This is a genomic window from Citrobacter sp. wls714, from assembly GCF_005281025.1.
GTDB lineage: Bacteria > Pseudomonadota > Gammaproteobacteria > Enterobacterales > Enterobacteriaceae > Citrobacter > Citrobacter werkmanii.
Window position 1 is genome coordinate 1 of sequence record NZ_SZWZ01000089.1, and the last position, 13,204, is coordinate 13,204.

Annotated in this window: 14 protein-coding genes and 1 pseudogene; 6 read left to right on the forward strand and 9 right to left on the reverse strand. The window is 48.0% G+C overall.

Annotated elements, in window-relative coordinates:
- The first annotated feature begins 111 nt into the window (after nt 1-111).
- Nucleotides 112-531, forward strand: coding sequence for a translesion error-prone DNA polymerase V autoproteolytic subunit (locus FDX11_RS17565; RefSeq protein ID WP_137398307.1), 420 nt, complete (start codon nt 112-114; stop codon nt 529-531).
- 1 nt (nt 532) lies between these two features.
- On the forward strand, nt 533-1,801 hold the full coding sequence (locus FDX11_RS17570) for a Y-family DNA polymerase (RefSeq protein WP_137398308.1): 1,269 nt from the start codon (nt 533-535) through the stop codon (nt 1,799-1,801).
- On the opposite strand, the gene FDX11_RS17575 is transcribed toward FDX11_RS17570, so the two are convergent.
- Both FDX11_RS17575 and FDX11_RS17580 read right to left on the reverse strand, forming a co-directional pair.
- A complete protein-coding gene (locus tag FDX11_RS17575) occupies nt 1,794-2,465 on the reverse strand; it encodes an SOS response-associated peptidase (RefSeq protein WP_137398309.1) in 672 nt (223 codons plus the stop codon). The two genes, FDX11_RS17570 and FDX11_RS17575, sit on opposite strands and share 8 nt — an antisense overlap.
- A 151-nt stretch (nt 2,466-2,616) precedes the next feature.
- Nucleotides 2,617-2,913, reverse strand: a complete 297-nt coding sequence (locus tag FDX11_RS17580; protein ID WP_042308055.1) for a YciI family protein — start codon at nt 2,911-2,913, stop codon at nt 2,617-2,619.
- 224 nt (nt 2,914-3,137) lie between these two features.
- Between FDX11_RS17580 and tonB the strand changes: the two genes are divergently transcribed.
- Nucleotides 3,138-3,854, forward strand: a complete 717-nt coding sequence (tonB, locus tag FDX11_RS17585) for a TonB system transport protein TonB (protein ID WP_137398330.1) — start codon at nt 3,138-3,140, stop codon at nt 3,852-3,854.
- Between the two features lie 87 nt (nt 3,855-3,941).
- Here tonB and yciA read toward each other — a convergent pair whose 3' ends face one another.
- The 4 genes and pseudogenes from yciA to FDX11_RS25540 form a co-directional block, all read right to left on the reverse strand.
- Complete coding sequence (gene yciA, locus FDX11_RS17590; protein ID WP_038640996.1) at nt 3,942-4,343, reverse strand: acyl-CoA thioester hydrolase YciA; 402 nt, start codon at nt 4,341-4,343, stop codon at nt 3,942-3,944.
- 164 nt (nt 4,344-4,507) lie between these two features.
- A complete protein-coding gene (locus FDX11_RS17595; RefSeq protein ID WP_042308056.1) occupies nt 4,508-5,047 on the reverse strand; it encodes a septation protein A in 540 nt (179 codons plus the stop codon).
- 54 nt (nt 5,048-5,101) lie between these two features.
- Nucleotides 5,102-5,845: a YciC family protein gene (locus FDX11_RS17600; RefSeq protein ID WP_042308057.1), complete on the reverse strand. Its 744-nt coding sequence runs from the start codon at nt 5,843-5,845 to the stop codon at nt 5,102-5,104.
- A 28-nt stretch (nt 5,846-5,873) separates the two neighbouring features.
- Nucleotides 5,874-5,960: pseudogene (locus tag FDX11_RS25540) on the reverse strand (YkgJ family cysteine cluster protein); the annotation flags it as partial.
- A gap of 283 nt (nt 5,961-6,243) precedes the next feature.
- Here FDX11_RS25540 and ompW point away from each other — a divergent pair.
- Complete coding sequence (ompW, locus tag FDX11_RS17605; protein WP_042308058.1) at nt 6,244-6,882, forward strand: outer membrane protein OmpW; 639 nt, start codon at nt 6,244-6,246, stop codon at nt 6,880-6,882.
- A 65-nt stretch (nt 6,883-6,947) separates the two neighbouring features.
- Here the strand turns inward: ompW and FDX11_RS17610 are convergent, their stop codons facing one another.
- Nucleotides 6,948-8,528 (reverse strand): phosphoethanolamine transferase, encoded by a 1,581-nt coding sequence (locus FDX11_RS17610; RefSeq protein ID WP_042308059.1) that lies wholly within the window; start codon nt 8,526-8,528, stop codon nt 6,948-6,950.
- 699 nt (nt 8,529-9,227) lie between these two features.
- On the opposite strand from FDX11_RS17610, the gene FDX11_RS17615 reads away from it, so the two are divergent.
- Nucleotides 9,228-9,500 (forward strand): hypothetical protein, encoded by a 273-nt coding sequence (locus FDX11_RS17615; RefSeq protein ID WP_042308060.1) that lies wholly within the window; start codon nt 9,228-9,230, stop codon nt 9,498-9,500.
- A gap of 194 nt (nt 9,501-9,694) precedes the next feature.
- Complete coding sequence (locus FDX11_RS17620; RefSeq protein WP_137398310.1) at nt 9,695-11,167, forward strand: GGDEF domain-containing protein; 1,473 nt, start codon at nt 9,695-9,697, stop codon at nt 11,165-11,167.
- 32 nt (nt 11,168-11,199) lie between these two features.
- On the opposite strand, the gene trpA is transcribed toward FDX11_RS17620, so the two are convergent.
- Together trpA and trpB are read right to left on the reverse strand one after the other, a co-directional pair.
- The gene (gene trpA / locus FDX11_RS17625; protein WP_061381237.1) at nt 11,200-12,006 is read right to left on the reverse strand and encodes a tryptophan synthase subunit alpha; all 807 of its coding nucleotides are present in this window, start codon (nt 12,004-12,006) and stop codon (nt 11,200-11,202) included.
- Nucleotides 12,006-13,199, reverse strand: coding sequence for a tryptophan synthase subunit beta (gene trpB, locus FDX11_RS17630; RefSeq protein ID WP_042308063.1), 1,194 nt, complete (start codon nt 13,197-13,199; stop codon nt 12,006-12,008). Before trpB ends, trpA begins: the two co-directional genes overlap by 1 nt.
- Nucleotides 13,200-13,204 lie beyond the last annotated feature (5 nt).

Below are 13,204 nucleotides of genomic sequence, written 5' to 3' on the forward strand. Positions count from 1 at the left end.
AATTCCTTTTGTCATAAACGAGTTCCACGGACATGCTTTAACTCCTCTTTACTGTGTTTAATGCCAGTATATACTGTATGTATAAACAGTATAAATGTGAGTGAGTTTATTATGAAGTTTTATTCACCAGCTGAGTTGCGCCAGATAGTTGCGCTTCCCTTATTTAGTGATCTTGTTCCATGCGGTTTTCCTTCTCCAGCGCAGGACTACGTTGAAAAAGGCATCGATCTCAATGACCTGCTGGTACAGCATCCCAGCGCAACCTATTTTGTTAAATCATCGGGTGATTCTATGGTCGGGGCGGGGATCGGAAATGGCGATTTGCTTGTAGTCGACCGTTCCAGAAAGCCTTCACATGGAGATATTGTTATCGCTGCCATCGATGGCGAGTTCACGGTTAAACGTCTTCAGTTACATCCAATACTGATGCTTGTTCCTGAAAACAATGCTTATGCACCCATTACGATAAACAGCGAAGATACGCTGGATATCTTTGGGGTGGTGACGTTTATCGTGAAAGCGGCAAGCTGATATGTTTGCCCTGGTTGATGTGAACTCGTTTTATGCGAGTTGCGAGACTGCATTCCGGCCAGATCTGAAAGGCAGGCCGGTAGTTGTTCTGTCAAATAACGATGGCTGCGTGATCGCCCGCAACGCTGAAGCCAAAAGAGCTGGTGTGAAAATGGGGGATCCGTATTTCAGGCAGAAGGACTTATTCCTTCGATATGGTGTGGTTTGTTTCAGCAGCAATTACGAGCTTTATGCAGATATGTCCAGCAGAGTAATGTCCACGCTGGAGGCAATGTCTCCCCGCTGCGAAATATATTCAATTGATGAAGCCTTCTGTGATCTGACAGGTGTAAGAAACTGCCGGGTTCTGCAGGAATTTGGGCAGGAATTAAAAGATGCCGTTTATCAAAATACGGGTCTGGCGGTTGGCGTTGGTATTGCCCAGACAAAGACGCTGGCGAAACTGGCGAATCATGCAGCCAAAAAATGGCAGAGACAAACGGGTGGGGTGGTGGACTTATCTAACCAGGATCGCCAGCGCAAACTGATGGCTGCACTGCCGGTTGATGAGGTCTGGGGAGTAGGGCGCCGTATCAGCAAAAAGCTGGAGGCAATGGGGATTAAAACGGTTCTGGATCTGGCTGATACTGATATTCGTTTTATCCGGAAGCACTTCAATGTAGTCCTCGAGAGAACGGTGCGCGAACTGCGCGGTGAACCCTGTCTTGAACTGGAGGAGTTTGCCCCCGTAAAGCAGGAAATTGTCTGTTCCAGATCATTCGGAGAACGTATTACGGATTATGACGCTATGCGACAGGCCATCTGCAGCTATGCGTCGCGCGCCGCAGAAAAGTTACGTGGAGAGCATCAGTATTGCCGCTACATATCTACGTTTGTTAAAACGTCACCCTTTGCGCTGAACGAGCCGTACTACGGTAACAGCGCGTCGGTGAAGCTGCTCACCCCGACACAGGACAGCCGGGATATCATTGCAGCAGCGACGAGGAGTCTGGATGCAATATGGAAAGACGGACACCGATATCAGAAAGCCGGGGTAATGCTGGGGGACTTCTTCAGTCAGGGCATCGCCCAGTTGAATCTGTTCGATGATAATGCGCCGCGCCGGGGTAGTGAGAAATTGATGGAAGTTCTGGATTATCTGAATGCAAAGGAAGGAAAGGGGGCGCTTTATTTCGCCGGACAGGGGATCCAACAACAATGGGCGATGAAGAGAGAGATGCTGTCACCACGATACACGACCCGCTATGAGGACCTTCTTCAGGTTAAGTAACAGGCTTAATTAAATCTGCTCCCTGATTTTTCACATTCCCGACGGCACGTGTTACGGCATGCCATATAAATTTATCAGCCGACACTGAACCGTCGGCAGCAATTTCCGCAGCATCTTTCCCTCCAATGTCCTGCCTCATCCATTCGCGAGCGGCTTCTGGTGAAAGTACCAGAGGCCGCCTGTCGTGTATATCTACCAGCCCTTTGTCGGCCGCAGCTGTCACTATCAGGAAACCTTCTGCTTCATCTCCACGTTCGAATGGTGTGCTGCCGATCGCCGCCATAAAAATTGGCTGACCGTCTGCCCGGTGAATAAAGTAGGGTTGCTTCTTGTCCCCTTCCTTTTTCCACTCAAACCATCCATCAGCAAAGCAAATCGCGCGGCCATGCTGCCAGAGTGGTTTAAACATTCTGCTGGTGGCCGCAGTTTCAGACCGTGCGTTAATGAGCGGCGGTTTATCCCACCAACCGGGGGCGTATCCCCAGATCACTGGATCAAGATGCAGCTGCTCATCACGTTCGCTCAGAAGCAGAACTTTTGTTCCTGGCGCTACATTGAATCTTCCGATGGGTTCTGGATCGTATGGAATATCGCGTTCTGATTCATCAGCGAGCAAGACAAGATAATCTTCACGTGTCATTGACTGTGCAAAGCGTCCACACATAGAAACCTCCAGCCATATGTCAGACTGAAAGTATAGGCGGTAACTAAAAGAGAGGGCGCGTAGGTTAATGTGTACCTAAATGCGCCCTTAATTTGAATTTTAGGTGGGTGTTTGTTTGTATTTATTTGAATTTAATGTGAATTAGTTAAATTTAAAAAACCTTCTTATAGGGTTTCACAGAAACCTGTGCGTACACGCCAGCGGCCACATAGGGGTCGGCTTCTGCCCACGCCTGCGCGGCCTCGATAGATTCAAATTCTGCTATCACCGTCGAGCCGGTAAAACCCGCGACACCTGGATCGTTACTGTCAACGGCTGGCATCGGTCCTGCCGTGAGCAGTCGTCCTTCGTCATGCAGGAGTTGCAGACGGGCCAGATGAGCAGGGCGCACGGAAAGGCGTTTGTCGAGAGAGTCTGCGATATCTTGAGCATAAATAACGTACAGCACGGGTAGAGCTCCTTAATCGGTAAAAGTCGTTAATTACGTTATTGGAAAGGCATGTCAACTGCAACGTAAAGATAACGGATTTGTTAAGACCACATTGTCATGAAGGTTTTTTTACATAAAATCGTGTTTTAAATGCAGCTTACCGTCCAGACCTTATTGAATATGATTGCTATTTGCATTTAAAATCAGGGCCTGGTTTTTTAACTGAAACGATTATGACTTCAATGACCCTTGATTTACCTCGTCGCTTTCCCTGGCCAACGTTACTCTCCGTCGGCATCCATGGTGCTGTAGTGGCGGGTCTATTGTATACCTCGGTACATCAGGTTATTGAACTGCCTGCGCCAGCGCAGCCGATCTCCGTTACGATGGTCGCGCCTGCCGATCTCGAACCACCTCAGGCCGTTCAGCCGCCGCCGGAACCCGTCGTCGAGCCTGAACCGGAACCAGAGCCGATCCCGGAGCCGCCAAAAGAGGCGCCGGTAGTGATTGAAAAACCGAAGCCCAAGCCTAAACCGAAGCCAAAACCGGTGAAAAAAGTGGTAGAGCAGCCCAAACGTGATGCTAAACCAGCAGAGCCGCGTCCGGCGTCCCCGTTTGAAAACACGGCGCCAGCGCGTCCAACGACCAGTAGCGCGCCGGCAACCAGTAAACTGGCGGTAAGTGCGCCAGCAGGCCCACGCGCTTTAAGCCGAAATCAGCCACAGTATCCGGCGCGAGCACAGGCGTTGCGCATAGAGGGGCGCGTCAAAGTCAAATTTGACGTTACACCAGACGGGCGTGTTGAAAATGTGGAAATACTGTCCGCGCAGCCGGCGAATATGTTTGAGCGTGAAGTAAAAAATGCGATGCGCAGATGGCGCTATGAAGCCGGTAAACCAGGTTCCGGACTGGTAGTGAATATCGTGTTCCGTCTGAACGGCGCAACGCAGATCGAATAAGGCGCAAGCCGGATTTGGCGGTTCGCCGCCATCCGGCAATAAGCAATGAATTGTGAGATTGCCGGATGGCGATGCTATCGTGACTTATCAGCCCAAGGTAGGGATTGGGCGAGGCTTACCGTCTTTATCAACGGCAACATAGATAAACAGGGCTTCGGTGGCTTTATAGCGCTGGCCGATAGGTTCTGAAGCAACTTTCTTCACCCAGACTTCAATATTAATGCTGATCGAAGTCGTCCCGCGCTTCACGCAGCGCGCATAGCAACAAACCACATCACCTACGGCAACCGGGCGTAAAAAGCTCATTCCTTCAACGCGCACCGTTACCACACGACCATGCGCGATCTCTTTGGCCTGAATAGCGCCACCTATATCCATTTGTGACATCAGCCAGCCGCCAAAAATATCACCGTTCGCGTTGGTATCGGCAGGCATAGCCAGAGTGCGTAAAACCAGTTCACCCTGGGGAGTATTATTCGTTGTTGTCATTGTTGAACCGACTATAGAGAAAGATTACAGGCGCGATGCTACTAGAATTTGCGCGTTGAGAACAGAGGGATGCGGCGTGCGGAGCGGAAGTTAGCCGGGTTAATGGCAATGAGGAACGTGAGGGGATAAAAATTCGCCAGATCGGTTGATCTGGCGAGCAAGTATTACGATTTATCTTCCTGCGGCAGATGGCGGTAAATATAGACACCGCTCAGCAGCGTGAACAATAAGGTCAGGGCTGTCAGGCCGAATACTTTAAAGTTGACCCAAATATTCTGCGGCAGCCAAAAAGCGATATAGATATTCGCCAGACCACACAGAATGAAAAAGATGGCCCAGGCTACATTAAGCTTCGACCACACTGGCTGCGGCAGGGTAAGCTCTTTGCCTAACATCCGCTGAATTAGCGGCTTTTTCATCACCCACTGGCTAACCAGCAGCGCACCGGCAAACAGTCCGTAAATCACCGTAACTTTCCACTTAATGAATTCATCGTTGTGGAAGAAGATAGTCAGGCCGCCGAATACGGCCACCAGAACAAAGGTGATTAACGCCATCTTCTCGACCTTGCGATAGCGAACCCAGCTGTAAATCAGAACCACAGCCGTCGCAACAATCAGTGCCGAGGTCGCCGCGTAGATGTCGTAAAGCTTATAAAAAGCAAAAAAGACAACCAGCGGTAAAAAATCAAGAAACTGCTTCATTCATCGATTCCGTCATCAAAAGCACCAGGCATGCGCCCGGTATGCGTTCAGGGTTTATTGGCGAATCAGCATGTACAGGCGGAACAAATAGATCAGCAACACGGCGGAGATCATATTGCTCAGCGTATTCGCCAATACCGCGCCTACGTTCGGCGTAAGTACCGCAAAACTTGGCGCAAAAAGCAACAGCAGCGTTTTTGCCAGCAGCCAACCGATCACTGCCGGCGCTACCAGTCGCATATTAGACCATGCCAGACGCACACTGTTGCGCATAGCGGCAAAGACACCCATTTTATCCTGTACCAACATCACCGGTGCGAGTGCTAACAGGATGGCCAGCAGAATACCGGGCACAACCACCAGCATAATACCGATTTGTACCAGCAGAGTAGTCAGAAAAATCAGAATAAACAGCTTAGGCAGTACTGGCGCACTGGCGCCGATGGCGCGTAACGCGCTGACCCGATGACCTGCTGAAATCAGCTGAATCATCAGGATGATACCTCCCGCGAGGATGGCATTACCAATCAGGCCTGAAAATGTCGACGCCGCGGAAGCGCGTAGCAGAATTTGCTGTTGCTCCGGGGTCATATTTTGTACCAGATCAAACAGACCCACGCTACTGGTTAACTGATCCCCTTCACTGAGTTGCGCAATTTGGGCGTCGGTGGGAGAAAAGGCATGCCCTAACACCACTGTGATAAACGCGCACAACAACGATACCAGCAAGATGGTAATGAATTGATTACGGAAAAAGTTTCCCGTGTCACGGTAAACGGATTTCGCCGTGATAGACATGCACTCTCCTTGAGTTTTGCAGGTGTTCATTTGCGGGCAATTGTACCCTGGATAACTCTACAGTGGCAGCATCGCACGATGTATGGAAAGGCATATCTTTGTAAAGCTCCGGTAATTTTTGGCTATGACTTCAGCGTTATGCAAGAACGCTGGTTGTTCTCTGCCCATCATGAGCAAATAAGCAACGCTTATCATCAGCGGGTGTCGGACACTTGCATGGCGAAAATATATCAAAATTGATCTGAATTAATTTAACCAGGATTTTGAATGCAAGTTCTAACTTAATCTGGATCAATAAATGTTAAATTATCAAAGTCAATGTGATCCAGGTAAGATCACTTATTACTCCAATGTGGGTATATTTGTTCCGCTTTTATAACCATAACGATGGAGCGGACATGAAAAAATTAACAGTTGCAGCATTGGCTTTAACAACTCTTCTCTCTGGTAACGCATTCGCGCATGAGGCTGGAGAATTCTTCATTCGTGCGGGTTCTGCCACCGTCAGGCCGACGGAAGGTGCGGGGGGAACGCTGGGAAGTTTAGGCGGCTTTGATGTCAGTAATAACACCCAGTTGGGGCTAACATTCACTTACATGGCAACCGACAATATCGGTGTTGAATTACTGGCTGCGACGCCCTTCCGTCATAAAATTGGGACTGCCACGACGGGCGATATTGCCACTGTGCACCACTTACCGCCGACGTTAATGGCACAATGGTACTTCGGCGACTCCAGCAGCAAACTGCGTCCTTACGTTGGCGTCGGTGTGAACTACACCACCTTCTTCGATGAGGGCTTTAATGATAACGGCAAAAAAACCGGCTTATCGGACCTGAGTCTGAAAGATTCCTGGGGTGCGGCAGGGCAAGTCGGTATGGACTATCTGATTAACCGCGACTGGCTGATTAACATGTCGGTCTGGTACATGGATATCGATACCACAGCAAGTTACAAACTGGGTGGCGTCCAGCAGCGAGACAGCGTACGCCTCGATCCGTGGGTGTTTATGTTCTCTGCGGGTTATCGTTTTTAAATTTTTCTGTAAAGCCATTCTGCAAAACTGGTCGTTTTACGACCAGTTTTGCTAACTCTTCAGCATTAACGAACATCATTCCAGTTGTATTTTTTTCCTGTGGTATCCATGACGAAAATCTCCTTTTTGTAGTTTATTAACCAGGATTTCATAGACTTTTTCGCATTACCCTGACGATGGATGCCAAGCCACAATTCTGCAAGCGAATTAAGATCATCGGAAGACCACGGAGTATTATAATCTCCGGTGAACTTTGTTTTTTCATCAACTAACTGGCTGTACCAAATATACATGGGGATTTGTAATGCCTCTTTAGGCGGTCTGACACCACCGTGGGAATAAACCACAGAGCGTGCAGGATCGCGGATCAGCGCATGGTCGGAAAAATACATTACTGATGAGCGAGTGTTTTCCAGTTCATTGAATATATTACCCATAAGTTTATCGGTATAGCGAATTGAATTGTCATAACAGTCATCGGCTTTGCTTTGACCAAATAAGACAGTATCACTTTCTGGAAAACGTTGACAGGAAGGCTCATGACTGCCATATAAATGCAGGACAATAAGTTTCTTACCTGGTTTCTGTAATGCCTGATGCAATAACGGTAGCAAGGCCTCATCATAGCCATATTCTACCCATTCATGTTGATGTGCATTCATGGCAATCCCGGTAATTATATTGTTATGCGCACCTCCATTTCCCTGGCGACTGTACCAGTATGTATCATAGCCAGCCTGGTTTGTGATATTAATAATATTATCGCTGTAGTTACGAGGGTTACGGGTTTGCACTGAGTCAGCAGTAAGTGCCAGGGGGACGGCCATGATTGTTACCGGTGCAGGCGCAATCGCGTTCTGAAACAGTAAAAGTTGCTGCTTTTGTTTGATAAGTTCAGGTGTGGTATCCCTTGCGTATCCATAAATCCCCATGTTTAACGTACGCGCAGATTCCCCGATTATCAATATATAGTTTTCGATTCCTGTATCAGTTACTGTTATCTTATAATTGGGAATGTTTGTACCGATATCAGAAATTATGGCGTTATCTTGCATCGCCTGCATAAACTCTTTTCCGGTACTTACCGGAGTGGAACGGATCACTCGTTGTACCAAACTTTCAACATTACTTTTTCTTATCTGGTGGAGATAAGCTTGCGAAAATAAAAGAAAAATTATTAATCCCAAAATAACCATTGGGTAGTGGCGAAATCGATAGGGTACAGGTCTCGCGCCAGTGTTTATAGAGTAAATAAAAAATATTACAAGTGTAAAGAACGTAACACAGTCACGCCAATATAATCTCAGCATCGCCACTGCTTCGCTGGGCGTTGTATTCAAAATACTTAACGCAAATCCATAACTAAATTCTGAACTGTAATTATTCCAGGCATGCAGTTGAAGAGTAATGTCACCTGCGACGGGTATTAAAATTAAAGCGGCCAGAATATTTCTGAAAAAGACATACTGTATGCATCGCAATGAAAGCATGATCATGAAAAACACAAGCGTCCGATTAATTACAGCGTTATATTTTGCACTCAAAACATTAACGACTGCAATAATTAAAACGGAAATGATTAGCGGGGTAATATTAAGTGGGCGCAAACCACTTCTGACCATTTGAAGGTTAAGCTGGATAGACATGATTTTTAATTTACGGACCCAAATATCCTGGCAAAGAAAATATTTTTAAGCATAAGAATTTCCTTCTTATGCGCTTTTATTGTTTATTCATGTAATTATTAAGGGTAAATAAGTTACATGTGGCAACCTCACAGACCTGTCCAGGGTGTGATTGCCTTTATGTCGCTTTATTCAATGCTATTTAGTCGTTGTCCTGTGGTTTGATTCCTTTGGCTATTGAAAATTGTACGGAGTAGATTTGAGTTAAGTAAAAATAGCATTTGCTATGCTTTATATCTGCATAACAATTAAGTTACGATTTGGTAACATAACCTAACTGAAATTATGATGGCCTTGTAAAAAATAACTGCATAACTCTGACACTATAATGATTTTAGCCTTGATGAGCCAATGCAATATTCATATTTAATATGATTTACCTGCAAATCATCACCAAAACTTTATGATATTGCTGCGTCAGCGTTTCTATGCTCATCTCTTACACATTAAAAACAACGACCACATCTGAGATCAAATGTGGGTTGGGCCAGAGTCATTCGCTACCTGCGGATATGGACCTTAAAAGCACGAGGAAACCGCGCTCGGTCACAGCCATAACTGTGGCTGTGGTCAAGATTTGCCGCCAGAATCCTCAGCGCGTACTTCTCCTTTTCGATGTAATGCTATTCTTTAAGCAAACTGGCTTTAAGAGTATTGACGATGTTAACCCGCCATCAGCTCCAGCAAAAAATCACACTTCTGGAATCATTCACCGGCGATGATACGGCTGAGTTTGCCCTGACTGTGGCGCGTGAGTTGCTGAATTGCATGAATAAAATTGAGATTATAGAGAAACGTATTGCCACTCCGGTTAAACTGCCCTATTGCAGCGCCAGTCCAGTTTGTGAGATCGAAGCAGGGTATGCCGCCGGTGTGAACGACTGTAGAGAGGCTATTCGTCGGGCAGGGTATCCCATTGAAGGGGAGGATTAGTTTGCATTTATGTTAACAAAAATGTGCTTTTATTGTATAAGGTTGTAACTTTAATTCACGCCCAAGAGCGACGCTATTTCAAATCATCATTAGTCTCAGGAAGGTTAACATTCTCTATCAACATACAGCATCGTTATGCAGCAACATAATCGGATAACCGGTTTGGCAATACTGTTAACTATCAGGGTGGGCTCGTGAAGATTGTGCAGGATAAGCTCAGAAACAGGCAGGCACTGCTGGTATCGGGGCTGATTACTCTGGTATTTACCTCGTTGTTTCTGTTTATCATCTACGAACAGCGTATAGCCACCACCAGTGAAGGCATTAACCGCCTGCAAGCTCGGATGCTGGATATTTTCAATGACAATGAACTGATCGCTGATGCGATTGGTGAACGTTATCATCACATCAAAAACGACGATCAATGTGGCAATATATCGCAATTCACCCCCAGGAATAAAGATGAATGGGGAATTAACGCCGACCCAAAGCGGGTGCATTCGGCAACGGGGACAATCATTACCCAGCAAACCAGCCGTGGCGCTTTGTGTATGTATGCGGCGGCGGAGTTTATACGTGGCATGGTGAATGAGTTAAACCCGGGCAGTTTTGATGCGCATCGTTACATCATTGCTAAAAACTCGGATTATTTTTACTGGTTCATGGCGTCTGACTCGCGCCATTTCAGCTTCTCCAGTTCTGACATGGCGCGGGATATCACCAACTTTTTCTATCCGCCCGTCGATTTCTATACCCGACTGTTGCAAAAAAACGTCAAAAACAAAGCCCTTAGCTCCACGAACTTCTATACCGATAAAATTACCGGCGAAAAAGCTTACAGCGTGGTGAGCTATATCTACGATCTGTCTGGCAAAGAAATATCAGATCAAATCGTGGCCTATCTGGTCTATGACCATTCAAAGCCTGAGTTGCAGGAGGCGCTGGCTAATGCATTTGACTATCAAATGCCACAGAGTCTGAACGTGGCGCTGGTGAATTTAACCAACAATGAAAGCCTCTGTTTATCCGGTAAATGCGTGGATAAAACGCGCCTGATGGTGCGCAAGTTATCAGATAAATATGCATTGCACTATTCGCTGTCATTAGGCCGTTTTATGACACGCGACACACAGGCTGGGATCGTGATTCTGCTGGCGCCGTTCTTTTTTATCATGATCAGTTTCTCACTAAAATCCTGGCTGAATGAAAGCGACCTCAAGGTTTATATAGACACGCTGACCGGCTGCTTTAACCGCCGAATTCTCGATATCATCAAACGTCGTGATTTATCGCACTGCTCGGTGGTGCTACTGGATTGCAATAAGTTCAAGACTGTAAATGATACCTGGGGTCATGCGGCAGGCGATCGGGCGCTGCAAATTATCGCTAACAGAATGCTGTCTAACACTCGAACCAGTCACGATATCGTGATTCGTACCGGCGGGGATGAGTTTATGATCCTGTTGTTTCGCTCGCAGGCAAGTGACGCTACGGCAATTGCGCAACGCATTAGCGGGCAGGTGACCAGTCATGTGTTTGTGGTGGACGGTCATACTGTGCCATTGTCAGTATCGTGGGGGATTGCGGAAGTGAACGGCGAGTTGGATGTGGCAATTCAGAATGCGGATAACGCCATGTATAAAATGAAGCACAAGAAAGAAGGGTAAAACCGCCAGGAGTCTCTGGCGGTTGATTTAGCTTAGTAAGGCGTGGCCGCTTTCATCGCGCTGACAAAGGCTTTCAGCTCCGCCAGCATCTGCTCAGGTGCGGCAACATTCTTCTCAATGATTTTCACAATCGCTGAACCGGAAATTGCCCCGGCAGCACCGGCTTCAATCGCGCCGGTCACCTGGTCAGGTGCAGAGATACCAAAGCCCTGTAATGACGGAGGAGCACCATATTCTTTCAGCTTTTGGACCAGATGATGCAGCGGTAACGCCGCACGATTTTCAGCGCCAGTCACGCCGGCACGCGAAAGCAGATAGGTATAGCCGCAACCGTAAGAGGCAATCTGGCGCAGCAGTTCTTCATCAGCGTTCGGCGGGCAGATAAAAATAGGCGCAATGTTGTGGCGGAGCGCCGCAGCTCTGAATGGCGCAGACTCCTCAACAGGCACATCTGCCACCAAAACAGAATCCACGCCGACTTTCTCGCACTGAGCGTAGAATTCGTCAATACCCTTGCTGAACACCAGGTTGGCATACATCAGCAGACCAATTGGAATGGTGGGGTGTTTCTGACGAATCAATGCCAGCATCTCAAAGCATTGTGACGGTGTCACGCCCGCGGCAAATGCCCGCAGTGTAGCTTCCTGTATGGTCGGACCGTCCGCCAGCGGATCGGAGAACGGAATGCCGAGTTCAAGCGCATCAGCGCCAGCTTCAATCAGCGTATCAATGATTTTCAGTGACTGTTCGACCGACGGATCGCCCAGGGTTACGAAGGGGACAAAAGCACCTTCTTTGCGGTCCTTCAGCTGTGCAAAAAGATTTTCGTAACGTTCCATCAGATTTCCCCTCGCGCTTTCAGAATATCGTGTACGGTGAAAATGTCTTTGTCGCCGCGACCGGAGAGATTAACCACCAGTAACTGCTCTTTTTCCGGATTCTCACGCATCATTTTCAGGGCGTGTGCCAGGGCATGGGAGGATTCCAGCGCCGGGATGATCCCCTCGTGCAGACACAGCGTTTTAAAGGCTTCCAACGCTTCATCGTCAGTGATTGAAACATAATCGGCGCGACCGATGCTGTTCAGGTAGGCATGCTGCGGCCCGACAGACGGGAAATCCAGACCTGCGGAAACAGAGTAAGACTCTTCAATTTGTCCTTCTTCAGTCTGCATCATCGGGGATTTCATGCCAAAGTAAATCCCGACACGACCATGTTTCAGCGGTGCGCCGTGTTCACCGGATTCGATCCCGTGACCGCCTGGCTCTACGCCGATCAGACCGACGCTGGTTTCATTAATAAAATCGGCAAACATGCCGATGGCGTTAGAACCACCGCCCACGCAGGCGATAACAGCGTCCGGCAAACGACCTTCTTTTTCCAGAATCTGCGCTTTTGTTTCTTCGCCGATCATGCGCTGGAACTCACGTACAATGGTCGGGAAGGGATGCGGTCCCGCCGCTGTCCCGAGCATATAGTGTGCGGTATCGTAGCTGCCAGACCAGTCGCGCAGGGCTTCGTTACAGGCGTCTTTCAGCGTTGCAGAACCGCTATGAACAGGAATGACTTCTGCTCCCATCAGACGCATACGGAAAACGTTAGGCGACTGACGCTCAACGTCTTTCGCACCCATATAAATACGGCATTTCAGACCCAGCAATGCACTGGCCAGCGCCGATGCAACGCCGTGCTGACCCGCGCCGGTTTCGGCGATGATTTCCGTTTTCCCCATACGCTTCGCCAGTAACGCCTGACCCAACACCTGGTTAGTTTTGTGCGCACCGCCGTGCAATAAATCTTCACGCTTAAGATACAGCGTGGTGTTGGTCCCGTTAGTAATGTTCTGGCATTTGGTCAGCGCGGTTGGACGACCAGCATAGTTTTTCAGCAGATCGGTAAACTGCGCCTGAAACTCAGGATCTTTTTGCGCGCTGACGAAAGCTTCTTCCAGTTGACGCAGGGCAGGCATCAGAATTTGTGGCACATACATACCGCCAAATTCACCAAAGTACGGATTGAGTAATGTTGTCATGTCCT